Raw genomic sequence first — 15,411 nt, forward strand, 5'->3', positions numbered from 1 at the left:
CCCGATAAGGAGTCTAAGGTTTGAATTATGGTATGTATTCTATTGAAGATTGGTGGAGCCTAGCGGGATCGAACCGCTGACCTCCTGCGTGCAAAGCAGGCGCTCTCCCAGCTGAGCTAAGGCCCCTAAAACAAACAGAAGTATCAGGAATACTTCTGCATCTGGTAAAGATATATGTGCCATGAAGGACTCGAACCTTCGACCCTCTGATTAAAAGTCAGATGCTCTACCGACTGAGCTAATGGCACGTTGGCTGGGCTAGCTGGATTCGAACCAACGCATGTCGCAGTCAAAGTGCGATGCCTTACCGCTTGGCTATAGCCCATTGATGAAATAGCATTAAATAATAAAATGCCTTCTATGTAGTCATTACCCGAAATGAGTATTTCCTAACTTCAATTATTATCTCTAATACATGAAAGTTTATACTGCTTTTCAAACAAAAACTTCGGAATCTACATTTCGAAGTTAAATGGTGGAGGGGGGCAGATTCGAACTGCCGAACCCGAAGGAGCGGATTTACAGTCCGCCGCGTTTAGCCACTTCGCTACCCCTCCAAGGGATATGGAATTATTTTTTCTGGGTGAAAAAATGGTTGATTATTTTCACTGCGTGAAAAAAATTGGTGGAGGATGACGGGATCGAACCGCCGACCCTCTGCTTGTAAGGCAGATGCTCTCCCAGCTGAGCTAATCCTCCATTGTATGGTTAGTTAGTTTCACTATCGTGAAAAAACTTAGTTATTTTCGCTGACGCGAAAAAACTTAAGTGACCCGTACGGGATTCGAACCCGTGTTACCGCCGTGAAAGGGCGGTGTCTTAACCGCTTGACCAACGGGCCTATATAATATTCACTAAGCTTCCAACCGGATTCGAACCGGTGACCTCTTCCTTACCATGGAAGTGCTCTACCTGCTGAGCTATGGAAGCATGGCTCCACCAGTAGGATTCGAACCTACGACCCTTCGGTTAACAGCCGAATGCTCTACCGCTGAGCTATGGTGGAACGATACTAGCCTGGCAACGTCCTACTCTCACAGGGGGACAGCCCCCAACTACCATTGGCGCTGAAGAGCTTAACTTCCGTGTTCGGTATGGGAACGGGTGTGACCTCTTCGCTATCGCCACCAGACTATTAATATTATATAAACTTTTGAAAGAAAATCAAGCATTATTTGCTATATTCCTTCAAAACTAGATAACGTTTTTCTTACCAAGATTCACAAGTGCCGTTCATTGTTTTTTGGGTTAAGTCCTCGATCGATTAGTATTCGTCAGCTCCACATGTCGCCATGCTTCCACCTCGAACCTATCTACCTGATCATCTTTCAGGGATCTTACTTACCGAAGTAAAAGGAAATCTCATCTTGAGGGGGCTTCATGCTTAGATGCTTTCAGCACTTATCCCGTCCGCACGTAGCTACCCAGCTATGCCTTTGGCAAGACAACTGGTACACCAGCGGTGCGTCCATCCCGGTCCTCTCGTACTAAGGACAGCTCCTCTCAAATTTCCTGCGCCCACGACGGATAGGGACCGAACTGTCTCACGACGTTCTGAACCCAGCTCGCGTACCGCTTTAATGGGCGAACAGCCCAACCCTTGGGACCGACTACAGCCCCAGGATGCGATGAGCCGACATCGAGGTGCCAAACCTCCCCGTCGATGTGGACTCTTGGGGGAGATAAGCCTGTTATCCCCGGGGTAGCTTTTATCCGTTGAGCGATGGCCCTTCCATGCGGAACCACCGGATCACTAAGCCCGACTTTCGTCCCTGCTCGACTTGTAGGTCTCGCAGTCAAGCTCCCTTGTGCCTTTACACTCTGCGAATGATTTCCAACCATTCTGAGGGAACCTTTGGGCGCCTCCGTTACTCTTTAGGAGGCGACCGCCCCAGTCAAACTGCCCACCTGACACTGTCTCCCAGCCCGATAAGGGCTGCGGGTTAGAATTTCAATACAGCCAGGGTAGTATCCCACCGACGCCTCCACCGAAGCTAGCGCTCCGGCTTCTCAGGCTCCTACCTATCCTGTACAAGCTGTACCAAAATTCAATATCAGGCTACAGTAAAGCTCCACGGGGTCTTTCCGTCCTGTCGCGGGTAACCTGCATCTTCACAGGTACTATAATTTCACCGAGTCTCTGGTTGAGACAGTGCCCAGATCGTTACGCCTTTCGTGCGGGTCGGAACTTACCCGACAAGGAATTTCGCTACCTTAGGACCGTTATAGTTACGGCCGCCGTTTACTGGGGCTTCGGTTCAAAGCTTCGCTTGCGCTAACCTCTCCCCTTAACCTTCCAGCACCGGGCAGGCGTCAGCCCCTATACTTCGCCTTACGGCTTCGCAGAGACCTGTGTTTTTGCTAAACAGTCGCCTGGGCCTATTCACTGCGGCTCTCTCGGGCTTTAACACCCTAACAGAGCACCCCTTCTCCCGAAGTTACGGGGTCATTTTGCCGAGTTCCTTAACCAGAGTTCTCTCGCTCACCTTAGGATTCTCTCCTCGCCTACCTGTGTCGGTTTGCGGTACGGGCACCATACTCCTCGCTAGAGGCTTTTCTTGGCAGTGTGAAATCAGGAACTTCGGTACTATATTTCCCTCGCTGTCACAGCTCAGCCTTAATGAGAAGCGGATTTGCCTACTTCTCAGCCTTGCTGCTTAGACGCACATATCCAACAGTGCGCTTACCCTATCCTTCTGCGTCCCCCCATTGCTCAAACGGAGTGGAGGTGGTACAGGAATATCAACCTGTTATCCATCGCCTACGCCTTTCGGCCTCGGCTTAGGTCCCGACTAACCCTGAGCGGACGAGCCTTCCTCAGGAAACCTTAGGCATTCGGTGGAAGGGATTCTCACCCTTCTTTCGCTACTCATACCGGCATTCTCACTTCTAAGCGCTCCACCAGTCCTTCCGGTCTAGCTTCAACGCCCTTAGAACGCTCTCCTACCACTGTTCGTAAGAACAGTCCGCAGCTTCGGTGATACGTTTAGCCCCGGTACATTTTCGGCGCAGAGTCACTCGACCAGTGAGCTATTACGCACTCTTTAAATGGTGGCTGCTTCTAAGCCAACATCCTGGTTGTCTAAGCAACTCCACATCCTTTTCCACTTAACGTATACTTTGGGACCTTAGCTGGCGGTCTGGGCTGTTTCCCTCTTGACTACGGATCTTATCACTCGCAGTCTGACTCCCATAGATAAGTCTTTGGCATTCGGAGTTTGACTGAATTCGGTAATCCGATGAGGACCCCTAGTCCAATCAGTGCTCTACCTCCAAGACTCTAACATATGAGGCTAGCCCTAAAGCTATTTCGGAGAGAACCAGCTATCTCCAGGTTCGATTGGCATTTCACCCCTACCCACACCTCATCCGCTCACTTTTCAACGTGAGTCGGTTCGGGCCTCCATTCAGTGTTACCTGAACTTCACCCTGGACATGGGTAGATCACCTGGTTTCGGGTCTACGACCACGTACTCATTCGCCCTATTCAGACTCGCTTTCGCTACGGCTCCGTCTCATCGACTTAACCTTGCACGGGATCGTAACTCGCCGGTTCATTCTACAAAAGGCACGCTATCACCCATTAACGGGCTCTAACTACTTGTAGGCACACGGTTTCAGGATCTATTTCACTCCCCTTCCGGGGTGCTTTTCACCTTTCCCTCACGGTACTGGTTCACTATCGGTCACTAGGGAGTATTTAGCCTTGGGAGATGGTCCTCCCTGCTTCCGACGGGATTTCTCGTGTCCCGCCGTACTCAGGATCCACTCAGGAGGGAACGAAGTTTCAACTACAGGGTTTTTACCTTCTATGACGGACCTTTCCAGATCGCTTCATTTACCCCGTTCCTTTGTAACTCCATGTTGAGTGTCCTACAACCCCAAGAGGCAAGCCTCTTGGTTTGGGCTAATTCCGTTTCGCTCGCCGCTACTCAGGAAATCGCGTTTGCTTTCTCTTCCTCCGGGTACTAAGATGTTTCAGTTCCCCGGGTCTGCCTTCAGTACCCTATGTATTCAGGTAAAGATACTGCTCCATTACGAGCAGTGGGTTTCCCCATTCGGAAATCTCCGGATCAAAGCTTACTTACAGCTCCCCGAAGCATATCGGTGTTAGTCCCGTCCTTCATCGGCTCCTAGTGCCAAGGCATCCACCGTGCGCCCTTAATAACTTAACCGTTGACAAACTAATTGTCATGTTTTTTCGATATCAGCGATGATATCTTAAAAGAAAATTACTAAGATGAACGATACTTGTGAATGTATCTTGATATTACTTAACGTTATCTAGTTTTCAAGGAACATGGCTACTGATTTGCATCACTTCATGCGATGCTTCAGAGCGTTACTTCATGCTGCCATGCGCTGAGGAATCCAACTTCTTGAATTCACTTGCAGACGCAAGCGCATATTTTTTTGAGAGAATGCTCTCTCAAAACTAAACAAAACAAACAGCGTCATATTCCTTAGAAAGGAGGTGATCCAGCCGCACCTTCCGATACGGCTACCTTGTTACGACTTCACCCCAATCATCTGTCCCACCTTAGGCGGCTGGCTCCAAAAGGTTACCCCACCGACTTCGGGTGTTACAAACTCTCGTGGTGTGACGGGCGGTGTGTACAAGGCCCGGGAACGTATTCACCGCGGCATGCTGATCCGCGATTACTAGCGATTCCGGCTTCATGCAGGCGAGTTGCAGCCTGCAATCCGAACTGAGAACGGTTTTATGGGATTGGCTCGACCTCGCGGTTTTGCTGCCCTTTGTACCGTCCATTGTAGCACGTGTGTAGCCCAGGTCATAAGGGGCATGATGATTTGACGTCATCCCCACCTTCCTCCGGTTTGTCACCGGCAGTCACCTTAGAGTGCCCAACCTAATGCTGGCAACTAAGATCAAGGGTTGCGCTCGTTGCGGGACTTAACCCAACATCTCACGACACGAGCTGACGACAACCATGCACCACCTGTCACTCTGTCCCCCGAAGGGGAAAGCCCTATCTCTAGGGTTGTCAGAGGATGTCAAGACCTGGTAAGGTTCTTCGCGTTGCTTCGAATTAAACCACATGCTCCACCGCTTGTGCGGGCCCCCGTCAATTCCTTTGAGTTTCAGTCTTGCGACCGTACTCCCCAGGCGGAGTGCTTAATGCGTTAGCTGCAGCACTAAAGGGCGGAAACCCTCTAACACTTAGCACTCATCGTTTACGGCGTGGACTACCAGGGTATCTAATCCTGTTTGCTCCCCACGCTTTCGCGCCTCAGTGTCAGTTACAGACCAGAAAGTCGCCTTCGCCACTGGTGTTCCTCCAAATCTCTACGCATTTCACCGCTACACTTGGAATTCCACTTTCCTCTTCTGCACTCAAGTTCCCCAGTTTCCAATGACCCTCCACGGTTGAGCCGTGGGCTTTCACATCAGACTTAAGAAACCACCTGCGCGCGCTTTACGCCCAATAATTCCGGATAACGCTTGCCACCTACGTATTACCGCGGCTGCTGGCACGTAGTTAGCCGTGGCTTTCTGGTTAGGTACCGTCAAGGTGCGAGCAGTTACTCTCGCACTTGTTCTTCCCTAACAACAGAGCTTTACGACCCGAAGGCCTTCATCACTCACGCGGCGTTGCTCCATCAGACTTTCGTCCATTGTGGAAGATTCCCTACTGCTGCCTCCCGTAGGAGTCTGGGCCGTGTCTCAGTCCCAGTGTGGCCGATCACCCTCTCAGGTCGGCTACGCATCGTCGCCTTGGTGAGCCGTTACCTCACCAACTAGCTAATGCGCCGCGGGCCCATCCTTAAGTGATAGCCGAAACCATCTTTCAATAAGGAACCAGGAGGTTCCTTATATTATCCGGTATTAGCTCCGGTTTCCCGAAGTTATCCCAGTCTCAAGGGCAGGTTGCCCACGTGTTACTCACCCGTCCGCCGCTGACTTACAAAAGCAAGCTTTTGTAAGTCCGCTCGACTTGCATGTATTAGGCACGCCGCCAGCGTTCATCCTGAGCCAGGATCAAACTCTCCAATAAAGAGTTTGAGCTTATGCTCAAATGTTGACTAGCTTATGTTTCTTTTTCGTTCTTTGTTAATCCCTATAAGATTAACGTGGACGCTGTTGTTTTGTTTAGTTTTCAAAGATCATTTCAATCAGTTTATCGCTCAGAAGCGACTTTATTAATGTAACATATCAGCTTGTTGAAGTCAACATGTTTTTTGTTTTTTTATCGTGCGATCGTTTTGTCTCTCGCAGCGACGAATAATAATATACCACGCTTTTTAAAGGAACGTCAACTACTTTAGAAACATTTTTTCAAAAAGATTTTAAGTCTATTTTGCTGTGTACAAACGCATAGTAACAAATAAGCTAATTGAAGTTCGCGGCAGTCCCTAAGGAAGCAAAGATTTTGTTGAAATATGCGCTTTATCGATATCCCCTCTCTTTTCGTGGATATATTGAAATTTTCATCGATAAAATTCTTTTTCCGTTGATATGGTAGCCAGAATCGTGGATATATAGAAATTTCCGTTGATAAACAAGATGCATCCCTACAGCACGGTTCGAAATACCGACTCGATTTGCTATTTTTACACGGACAGCGCAAAAAAGAGACTCCCGCAGCATATCACAATGCAATGAAGGAGCCTCCACTCTCTTATAGTGTTTCTCGTTCCCCGAATACCGCTTTAGAACGAATGTATTGCATACATTCTGTTGGGTGGGCCACTCTTTTGAACATGTTGAAGAGGATTTGATAGCGTTCCTCCATGGCATGTTTGACTACCCGATCTATGCGGTTATCTTCAAAATCATGAAGTAGTTCTTCCATTTCACGCTTCAGTAGGTATTCCATTTCTTTTACTTCCTTATTATTGAAAAGCATCCCTAACATTTCTTCACCTCGGAAAAAAACTTTATATTGTATTTTTTTCCACCAAACCAGTTTTTATGAAACATTTTCCCAAATATTTTTTTATCATAAGTTTTGTCCCATTGAATAATTATTAATTAGATACCGTGGACAAGGGGGAGACGTATGAATTTTTTCTATGTGATTAACGGAAGAAAGTTCAAGCAATTATCCATCATCATTTTGGCTTCTTTCTTTACGGCAGGGATTTTATATATAGAGAACTTTACTAACTTACCGGTTTTCTCAACGAAGGATGGACAGCCAGTAGCATTCTATAAAGGTGAAGGGAAAGTGAAGGAAATTGCGTTATCCTTCGATATTAGCTGGGGAGACGAAAAAGCACTGCCCATACTTGATACGTTGAAAAAGAATAATGCTACGGGAGTGACGTTCTTTCTGTCTGCCTCCTGGGCGGAACGGCACCCCGAAGTAGTGAAGCGGATCACGGACGATGGACACGAGATCGGCAGTATGGGATATGCATATGAAAACTACCGTGATCTGGATGATTTGAAAGTGAAACGGGATATGTTGAAGGCACTCGATGTATTTGAGAAGCTGGGAGTGAAGGAAGTGAATCTGCTGCGACCGCCAAAAGGTTCTTTTGATAAGAGGATTTTGAAAATCGCCAATTCGCTTGGATTTACGATTGTGCATTGGAGTGTCGATTCCCATGATCTAATCAACCCCGGCAAAGATATCATCATTGATAATGTGACGAAGAATTTAAGCAACGGGGATATCATCCTCCTGCACGCCTCTGACTCTGCAAAACAAACGGAGGAGGCCTTGCCTGAGATCATTCAGCAGATAAAGACAAAAGGGTATGAAATCAGCTCTGTAACCGACCTGATCAATAACACAAAAGCCAGTAGCAAAGAAATACAATAATACAAAGGGCGCCCTCAAGCGAGGACGCCCTTTCATTCATTATTTGGCTGTTGCCGCTTTCCCTTTCGTCTGATTCAGCTTGTGCAGAACCAGCATCTGGTAGGAGTTGCATGCAAGCAGCGGGAAAAGCATGAGCAATAGCCAGCTTGGCTCATTTTCACGCAGTACTGGAAACCACTCGACAGTTGTTACCACTACCATGAAAAACAATGCAGGGATAAAAGCATGATGGTTTGTCTGCGCTTTTTTTACGTACGCAACCAGCAGTCCGTAGATGAGCAGGAAGATTGGGAATGCTAAGTATGGTAAAACCGAGTCGCCTTCATTTGCAAAAGCGATATATCGGAAGTAGACAAGATCGAATAATACAAAGGCGATCAGCACCACTTGAACGGCATTCCATAAAGATTTGAAGATACCAAGCCCGAACCGGTGAACGGTCAAGTAGGCGAAGAAACCCATTTGGCTGATGATACTGAAAATAAGCCCTATTCCTATGTACCAGAAGATAACCGATAATACTTGAAGATATTCTCCATTTGCAAATTCAGCTGTATGTTGATCCCAACGAACTATAAAGGCAACAATAACGGTACTTACTGCTCCGATTAGTAACGTGGAAAGAAATAATCGAACCCAATTACGACTGTTCACTTTTTCTTTTCCTCCATATATAACAGTTTAAAGACGCTATAGATGATTGTACCAATCTAACCAATAAAAATCCATCATACCCCTCTTGCAAATTTGTATATTTCATTAACTTTGTCACATATTAAGCATATGCAAAACCTGCTGAGAGGAGTTTTCATATGAAAAGCTACCTTTTGCCGTTTTTACTCTTATGTTTCCTGCTTTCCGGTTGTGCGCAGGGTGAAGAGGGAGCCGGCCAAATGGATTATGAACAAACCAAGAAAATGGTTGTGGATATATTAAAGACAGACGATGGCAAAAAAGCGATCGAAGAGATTATGACAGATGACAAAATGAAACAGAATTTTGTTTTGGACCAGGAAGTTGTAACCAGTGCCATTCAACAAACCCTTGATAGTGAAAAAGGGGCAGAGTTCTGGAAAAAGGCTTTTGAGGATCCGAAATTTGCAGAGACTTTTGCAAAAAGTATGCAAAAGGAGCACGAAAAACTGATAAAAGACCTGATGAAAGATCCTGAATACCAAGGATTGATGATTCAGGTATTGCAGGACCCTGAAATGGAAAAGCAATTGACAAAGGTTTTAACTGGCAAGGAGTTTAAGACACACTTGCAAAAAGTGATAACCGAAACGTTTGAAAGTCCACTTTTTAAAGCCAAGCTACAGGATCTCCTTCTTAAAGGCGCCTCTGAAATGCAAGGCGGACAAAAAGAGCAGGGTGGTGGAGGCGACTCTGGGCAAGGAGCCGGCAGTGAAAGCGGCGAAGAATCAGGCGGTGGCGGACAATAAAGAAAAGGCAGACCTATTCAACCTAGGTCTGCCTTTTTATTTATGTTAGTTCTACCACTTTTGATGCAATATCCAGATAGATTTTTCCAAGTTTATGGTCATTCTGATAAATGGACGGCGCAAAGTCCTCTTCGTCCCAATCAGGCTGTTGAAGAGGCAATTGACCGAGCAGTGGTGCCTGAAGCTCTTCCGATAGCTTTTTCCCTCCACCTTGACCGAATACATATTCTTTTTCGCCTGTCTTTTTGCTTTCAAAATAGGCCATGTTTTCGATAACACCGATTACTTCATGGTTTGTCTTAATGGCCATCGCCCCTGCACGCGCCGCTACAAACGCTGCGGTTGGATGCGGCGTGGTAACGATAAGCTCTTTACAGGATGGAAGCATGGAGTGAACATCCAATGCCACATCGCCCGTTCCAGGTGGCAGGTCGAGCAGAAGGTAATCCAGGTCTCCCCACTCCACTTCATTGAAGAAGCTGTTCAGCATTTTCCCAAGCATCGGACCTCTCCAGATGACAGGAGAATTGTCTTCCACGAAAAACCCCATGGAGATGACCTGTACGCCAAAACGCTCAACAGGGATGATTTTCTCGCCTCGAACAACCGGTCGTTTCGTGATTCCCATCATATCCGGAACGCTGAAGCCGTAGATATCGGCATCAATCAAACCGACTTTTTTACCAAGGCGTGCCAAGGATACTGCCAGGTTAACGGATACTGTGGATTTACCCACTCCCCCTTTTCCACTCGCAATCGCCAGGAAGGTTGTCTTGTTGTTTGACAGCAAGTTTTCTTCTTTTCCTGCTGCCGCTGTTGCACCGTAGCGGTCAATCACTTCTCTAGGCAATTCCGTGAAGCGCAGTCCCACTGTTGCCGCTCCTGCTTCTTTCAGGAGGTTAACGATAGCCCCTTGCAGCTGCATCTGTTCTGCCGTTCCCGTTTTAGCAAGTGCAATTTTTACACTGACATGGTTTTTCTCTTCCTTAATGGAAATCTCTTCGATTGCATTTGTCTCTTCGAACGTTTTATGTAAAATTGGATCCTGTAGATCCTTCAGTAGTTGTACCACTTTTGCTTCTGTTAACATGTTGACCCCACCCCTGCACGTTATTGTCTTTATAAAGATGAATTCGTTTACAATCCCAGTATAACATATCTCCCATCACGTTGAACGGATTAAAGCATGAAAGGAAGCCAGATGGGGACATAAAAAGATCCCCTTTTATCCTGGAGGATCTTCAAGCTCTTCTTCCGAAGTATAATGCCGCATAATTCCGTTATAGATGGAAGCCGCCAACTTTTTCTGATAGTCGTCCGAACTGAGCAGCGCCCGCTCCGAAGGATTGGACAAAAAGCCGACTTCCACCAGGGCTCCTGGAATTTCCGCCTTCTTTAAAATATAGATGCCGTTGATGGATTTTGCGTAGCGGTCCGTATTTCCGAGATTAGTACGGAGTTCATCCTGAATGAATTTCGCCACACGCTCGTTTTCTTTCGAATCTGATCGCTGGTAGAAGGTCTGAGCCCCTTTCCACCTTGGGGAGGGAATCGCATTTAAGTGGATGCTGATAAACAGATCTCCATCCGATTCATTTACCATCTCCACCCGTTTCCTTAGGTCTTCCACTTTCCGCCTGCTGTAGCCTTTTGTTTTCGGATCGGCCAGGTCGACATCCTCCTCGCGTGTCATCAGTACGAGTGCCCCCTGCTCCTGCAGATAATCCTTCAAATACAGGGATACCTGCAGCGCCACATCCTTTTCCAAGATCTCCCCTCCGACGGCACCACCATCCGGACCGCCGTGACCTGGATCAAGTATGATGATTTTACCGCTTAGCGGGAGATTCCATTGTTCCCAAGTATCCTCGCTAAAGAATTGAAACTGTATTGAAAACAGTAGAATAAGGCCTGTAGTCAGCAGTGCCCAGAACTTCCACCTTCGCATATGTATCCCTCCCGCATGTCCTCATGTTTCACTATATGGGACAAGACGGAGGATTATGATAATTAGTGCAGCCTCATCCGGTACCTTTTTTCCCCCTTATGAAAGCCTTCCCTCCACCAATAGTCGATAAAAGCTTCACAGGTCATATAAAAGGATTCATGGACAAGATCATTTTCACCAATCGCCCCCCAATACAGGAAGTAATCATATAACGTGTCTATCAGGTATTTCTCCTCTACATGGCAGCGTGTCTTCACCTTTTCCACGTTTTCGCCATGGTAACCGAACTTGCTATAGGAAGCACCCAGAAGATAGGCCTCGATTGCTACATCCAGGCAGCCTTCTTCTATCGCGGTAATTGGTTGTCGTTTATGTTTTAAGTAGGGATTGAAAAAATCCTTCACTTTAGTTCTCAAAATATCCAAAGAAATTTCGCGAAGCATTTTGCGCTCATATTTCATCTGCTTTTCTCTGCGCTTTTCTTTAAAGGTTGTTAGTACAGTCAACATTTTCACACCCTTTCACCATTTAGTTTCCTAATGGTGATGAGCTTTCATGCGTGGAAAGATTGAGTACGTTTTTCCAAGTATGAATTTCATGAAGCATGAATTTATTTGCTGCTTCCAGAATATAGATGCTAGGAGAAGGATAGAGAGTGAGGTGTCTGAACAGCATGAATGATGATCAAAAAACCTTTACAAAAATGAAATCTTACATCCCTTATCATAGCCCTTTTGACCCTTGTCCTCCAATCGGGAAGAAATATTATAGTACACCACCCAATCTGTACCTAGGATTTCAAACACCAAACCTCCAGCAGTTCCATCCACTTGATGCATTGAAGAAAGGGACGCTCTGGCCAGCTCTTTATGATTATTATGAAAATCCATATGAAAAGAAAAGGAGGTAAACCAAGTGACAAACTCTCTCCCTCCTGAGTATTATCAGCTTCTCGAGGAAATTCAGGCCGTCGACTTTGTCCTGATGGAATTGACCTTATATCTGGATACCCACCCCGATGACGAAAAGGCATTAAATCAATTCAACCAATATGCCACTTACAGTAATCAAATCAAGAAGAATTTTTCAGCAAAATTCGGTCCGCTGCAACAATTTACCGTTAATTCCAACGATCGTTGGGACTGGGGAAAGGGACCTTGGCCTTGGCAGGTTTAATGAAAGGAGGATAACCTATGTGGGTTTATGAAAAGAAGCTGCAATACCCCGTCAAAGTGAGCACCTGTAATCCCACTTTGGCGAAATATCTTATTGAACAATACGGTGGTGCAGACGGGGAGCTAGCCGCTGCCCTCCGTTATCTTAATCAACGTTATACGATTCCGGATAAGGTTGTTGGGCTATTGACGGACATTGGTACAGAGGAGTTTGCCCATCTTGAAATGATTGCTACGATGATCTACAAGCTGACAAAAGATTCTACCCCTGAACAGTTAAAGGCTGCTGGTATTGCCGATCATTACGTGAATCATGATAGCGCCCTTTTTTACCACAATGCAGCTGGGGCACCTTTTACCGCTACATATATCCAGGCAAAAGGGGATCCGATTGCGGATCTCTATGAGGATATTGCGGCAGAAGAGAAAGCGAGAGCTACGTATCAATGGATTATCAATATGTCGGACGATCCTGATCTGAACGACTCCCTTCGTTTCCTGAGGGAAAGGGAAGTCATCCATTCCCAACGTTTCCGAGAAGCTGTGGAGATTTTAAAAGAAGAGCGAGACCGGAAGAAAGTGTTTTAACACAGGCTAATTACATGGCGCAAAAAAATGGTGGACCATTCGGTCCCACCATTTTTTTATTGCCATTTATTTAGTATTGCTTGACGCCTAATGCCATTTTTAAATATTCCACAAACAGAGTGGCCTGTTCTTTAATTTTCAAGTCTTCCTTCGGCAATATCGCATGCTCCAAGGCTAAACCATCAATAAAGGACACAATGGTTCGGGCAAGAACCTCACATTGATATTTCAAACTGAATTCCCCGCTCTGTTGCCCCTGTTCAATAATATCCGTATAGATTTTCAGCCCAGCATAATACCGCACCGTGCCATATTCTCTTCTGCGTTGATTATTTCTTCCGGTTATGAAAAACTCCAGGTTAGAAGGAGCCATGGGATCCATTTTATCGTTCGGCTGCTGTTCGCTTCCAAAAATGGCAGTCATGAGCAGCTCCCAATGGGAATGAATTTCTTCCTCAAACAAAAGCTCTGCTTCCATTGTTGATTGTGCTAACCTTTCTTCCAGTAACGTTTCATATACATCTTCCTTATTGGAAAAGTATTGATACAAGCCTCCCCTGCTTACATTCGCAGCATCCATTATATGCTTCATGGTTGTCTGCTCGTATCCATGCTCCATAAAAACTTCCTTTGCATTTTCCAGTATCAAAGCTCTACGTTGCTCCATGTGTTGCTTGCTTACTTTTGGACTCACGCACATTCCCCCGCTCTATCTTGTTTCTAAAAATATAACCAACCGCCGAGATGACAATCAAGAGGGTTGCAGTAATGAGAAATGTCGGAATGACCCCTATAATTGTAGAGAGCCACCCTCCCAACAACGGGCCAATAATGGTCGCAGTCGTGGTCACACTGTTTATCACTCCAAATACTCTTCCTGTCATGTGTACAGGCGTACTGGTTTGGACAGATGCTTGGAAAGGAATAAAAACCAAGCCTGCAGCAAATCCTGCCGTCAACCCTAATGCCGGGCCCCATACTGTGGACATGGCCAGATCAGCGCCTGTAAATGCCGACAGCATCGAAAAGCTAATTCCTAAGCCGCAAACCCCCAGTAACATCAAGCTTAAGGCATGATAATCCGTCTTTTTCGCCAGCAGGCCTCCAGAAACGAGCATACCCACACCTGATGCAGTAACAATAAAACCAAAAAGATCTGGAGAAGCCTGCGTGAGCTCTCTTATCAGTACAATTATCTGTGAATCCGACAGCTGTAAGATTAAAAGGCTGATTCCTAGTACCAGCATACCTACCAGCAAATAGCGACTGCTTTTGATAAACGCCAATCCTTCTAAAAATTCCTCTTTAAAGGTAGCTTCCCTTTTTTCTTTAGTATCATGGTCTTTTAATATAGCAACAGTCTTTGGCAAGGCCAATAACAGGAGTGCCGAAACAAAGAACGTAGCAGCATCTATATAGAAAACCGGCGCCGTCCCAAACGCCGTTACCAATAAACCGCTCAACAGTGGTCCTAATACCTTAGTGCTCGCATCAATCATCGATGAAAAGGACATGGCGCTTTTCATGCTTGCCTCCTGTACAAGCTCCTTGAGTTTCCCATTCTTAGCAGGTACAAACACGGCCGACAGCATTCCAATGACAAACAAGCACACATAAACCGTCCATATCGAGCTTGCAAAAGAGAGAATCAGGATCAAAACCCCTCTCCCTACATCTGATACCACCATTAGCGTCCTGCGGTTCAAGCGGTCCGCAATCGTCCCGGTAAACGGCCCTAGAACAGCCATCGGAATCGCCAAGCAAAGAATGATAAAGGAAACTTCCATCGGCGTCGCTTCCCACTTCAATCCTACAAGCGTAATAATTGCTACAATACTAAGCCAATCACCAAGACTCGAAATCAGCTGGGCAAGCATTAACGTCAGAAACCCTCTATTTTTACCTAACCCCTTCTCCATATCCCATCCCTCCCATAATAACGACACAAGTGTCTAATTAATTTCATTATACTGACACAAGTGTCGTTTTACTACTGTTTTTCAAAAAAAAATACAAAAAAACTCCCAGCCAAAAGGCTGGGAGTTTCTGTATATCCGAAGATTAACGTTTTGAGAACTGAGGTGCACGACGAGCGCCTTTAAGTCCGTATTTTTTACGCTCTTTCATACGCGCGTCACGAGTTAGGAACCCTGCACGCTTTAAAGTAGCACGGAACTCAGGATCAGCTTGCAATAATGCACGAGCGATTCCATGACGGATCGCACCAGCTTGACCAGTGTATCCTCCACCGTCAACGTTTACCAATACATCATAGTTACCTTCTGTTTCAGTAACTGCTAATGGTTGTTTAACAACGTTACGTAGAGCTTCGAATGGGATGTAGTTTTCGATATCACGATCGTTGATCACGATTTGTCCGTTACCAGGAACTAGACGTACACGTGCAACGGAGCTTTTACGACGACCTGTGCCGTAGTATTGTACTTGTGCCAAAGTTATACCCTCCT

The 15,411-nt window shown here is 46.1% G+C and carries 13 protein-coding genes, 8 tRNA genes and 3 rRNA genes; 5 read left to right on the plus strand and 19 right to left on the minus strand.

The annotated features are described in order from the left end of the window. Positions 1-50 precede the first annotated feature (50 nt). The 12 genes from ABN702_RS19340 to ABN702_RS19395 form a co-directional block, all read right to left on the minus strand. Positions 51-126 (minus strand) — tRNA-Ala (locus ABN702_RS19340). 49 nt (positions 127-175) lie between these two features. After that, positions 176-248: transfer RNA gene (locus ABN702_RS19345), tRNA-Lys, on the minus strand. A 2-nt stretch (positions 249-250) separates the two neighbouring features. Next, a tRNA-Gln gene (locus ABN702_RS19350) sits at positions 251-325 on the minus strand. A gap of 148 nt (positions 326-473) precedes the next feature. Continuing rightward, positions 474-557: transfer RNA gene (locus ABN702_RS19355), tRNA-Tyr, on the minus strand. A 66-nt stretch (positions 558-623) separates the two neighbouring features. Continuing rightward, a tRNA-Val gene (locus ABN702_RS19360) sits at positions 624-699 on the minus strand. A gap of 70 nt (positions 700-769) precedes the next feature. Continuing rightward, positions 770-841: transfer RNA gene (locus ABN702_RS19365), tRNA-Glu, on the minus strand. A 16-nt stretch (positions 842-857) separates the two neighbouring features. After that, positions 858-930, minus strand: a tRNA-Thr gene (locus ABN702_RS19370). Between the two features lies 1 nt (position 931). Next, positions 932-1,006, minus strand: a tRNA-Asn gene (locus tag ABN702_RS19375). A gap of 9 nt (positions 1,007-1,015) precedes the next feature. After that, a 5S ribosomal RNA gene (gene rrf, locus ABN702_RS19380) occupies positions 1,016-1,132 on the minus strand. A 112-nt stretch (positions 1,133-1,244) separates the two neighbouring features. Next, positions 1,245-4,175, minus strand: a 23S ribosomal RNA gene (locus tag ABN702_RS19385). 292 nt (positions 4,176-4,467) lie between these two features. Further along, positions 4,468-6,017, minus strand: a 16S ribosomal RNA gene (locus ABN702_RS19390). The 16S, 23S and 5S rRNA genes sit together here with 8 tRNA genes alongside, the layout of an rRNA operon. Before the next feature lie 624 nt (positions 6,018-6,641). Beyond that, positions 6,642-6,878, minus strand: coding sequence for a hypothetical protein (locus tag ABN702_RS19395; RefSeq protein ID WP_417898335.1), 237 nt, complete (start codon positions 6,876-6,878; stop codon positions 6,642-6,644). 144 nt (positions 6,879-7,022) lie between these two features. Here ABN702_RS19395 and pdaB point away from each other — a divergent pair, with 144 nt between their 5' ends. Continuing rightward, a complete protein-coding gene (gene pdaB / locus ABN702_RS19400) occupies positions 7,023-7,790 on the plus strand; it encodes a polysaccharide deacetylase family sporulation protein PdaB (protein WP_417898336.1) in 768 nt (255 codons plus the stop codon). Positions 7,791-7,829: 39 nt separating this feature from the next. On the opposite strand, the gene ABN702_RS19405 is transcribed toward pdaB, so the two are convergent. After that, positions 7,830-8,444: a KinB-signaling pathway activation protein gene (locus ABN702_RS19405; RefSeq protein WP_417898337.1), complete on the minus strand. Its 615-nt coding sequence runs from the start codon at positions 8,442-8,444 to the stop codon at positions 7,830-7,832. Between the two features lie 158 nt (positions 8,445-8,602). Here ABN702_RS19405 and gerD point away from each other — a divergent pair, with 158 nt between their 5' ends. After that, a complete protein-coding gene (gerD, locus tag ABN702_RS19410; protein WP_417898338.1) occupies positions 8,603-9,232 on the plus strand; it encodes a spore germination lipoprotein GerD in 630 nt (209 codons plus the stop codon). A 40-nt stretch (positions 9,233-9,272) separates the two neighbouring features. Here gerD and ABN702_RS19415 read toward each other — a convergent pair whose 3' ends face one another. The 3 genes from ABN702_RS19415 to ABN702_RS19425 form a co-directional block, all read right to left on the minus strand. Beyond that, positions 9,273-10,322: a P-loop NTPase gene (locus ABN702_RS19415; protein WP_417898339.1), complete on the minus strand. Its 1,050-nt coding sequence runs from the start codon at positions 10,320-10,322 to the stop codon at positions 9,273-9,275. Between the two features lie 135 nt (positions 10,323-10,457). Then, a complete protein-coding gene (gene cwlD / locus ABN702_RS19420; protein WP_417898340.1) occupies positions 10,458-11,180 on the minus strand; it encodes an N-acetylmuramoyl-L-alanine amidase CwlD in 723 nt (240 codons plus the stop codon). Positions 11,181-11,242: 62 nt separating this feature from the next. Next, positions 11,243-11,686 (minus strand): YbaK family protein, encoded by a 444-nt coding sequence (locus ABN702_RS19425; RefSeq protein ID WP_417900977.1) that lies wholly within the window; start codon positions 11,684-11,686, stop codon positions 11,243-11,245. A gap of 197 nt (positions 11,687-11,883) precedes the next feature. Here ABN702_RS19425 and ABN702_RS19430 point away from each other — a divergent pair, with 197 nt between their 5' ends. Genes ABN702_RS19430 through cotJC form a run of 3 tightly spaced genes read left to right on the plus strand, consistent with a single transcriptional unit; the run spans position 11,884 to position 12,943 of the window. Then, the gene (locus ABN702_RS19430) at positions 11,884-12,090 is read left to right on the plus strand and encodes a spore coat associated protein CotJA (RefSeq protein WP_417900978.1); all 207 of its coding nucleotides are present in this window, start codon (positions 11,884-11,886) and stop codon (positions 12,088-12,090) included. Between the two features lie 5 nt (positions 12,091-12,095). Then, positions 12,096-12,356 carry a spore coat protein CotJB gene (locus tag ABN702_RS19435; protein ID WP_417898341.1) on the plus strand — a complete coding sequence of 87 codons (261 nt, stop codon included), beginning with the start codon at positions 12,096-12,098 and terminating at the stop codon, positions 12,354-12,356. Between the two features lie 17 nt (positions 12,357-12,373). Continuing rightward, on the plus strand, positions 12,374-12,943 hold the full coding sequence (gene cotJC / locus ABN702_RS19440) for a spore coat protein CotJC (RefSeq protein ID WP_417898342.1): 570 nt from the start codon (positions 12,374-12,376) through the stop codon (positions 12,941-12,943). A gap of 70 nt (positions 12,944-13,013) precedes the next feature. On the opposite strand, the gene ABN702_RS19445 is transcribed toward cotJC, so the two are convergent. From ABN702_RS19445 to rpsI, 3 genes are all read right to left on the minus strand, one after another. Then, on the minus strand, positions 13,014-13,637 hold the full coding sequence (locus tag ABN702_RS19445; RefSeq protein WP_417898343.1) for a TetR/AcrR family transcriptional regulator: 624 nt from the start codon (positions 13,635-13,637) through the stop codon (positions 13,014-13,016). Further along, the gene (locus tag ABN702_RS19450; protein WP_417898344.1) at positions 13,597-14,862 is read right to left on the minus strand and encodes an MFS transporter; all 1,266 of its coding nucleotides are present in this window, start codon (positions 14,860-14,862) and stop codon (positions 13,597-13,599) included. Before ABN702_RS19450 ends, ABN702_RS19445 begins: the two co-directional genes overlap by 41 nt. A gap of 142 nt (positions 14,863-15,004) precedes the next feature. Next, on the minus strand, positions 15,005-15,397 hold the full coding sequence (rpsI, locus tag ABN702_RS19455; RefSeq protein WP_010191551.1) for a 30S ribosomal protein S9: 393 nt from the start codon (positions 15,395-15,397) through the stop codon (positions 15,005-15,007). Positions 15,398-15,411: the final 14 nt, after the last annotated feature.

The sequence above is a fragment of the Bacillus haimaensis genome (assembly GCF_048270625.1).
GTDB lineage: Bacteria > Bacillota > Bacilli > Bacillales > Bacillaceae_I > Sutcliffiella_A > Sutcliffiella_A haimaensis.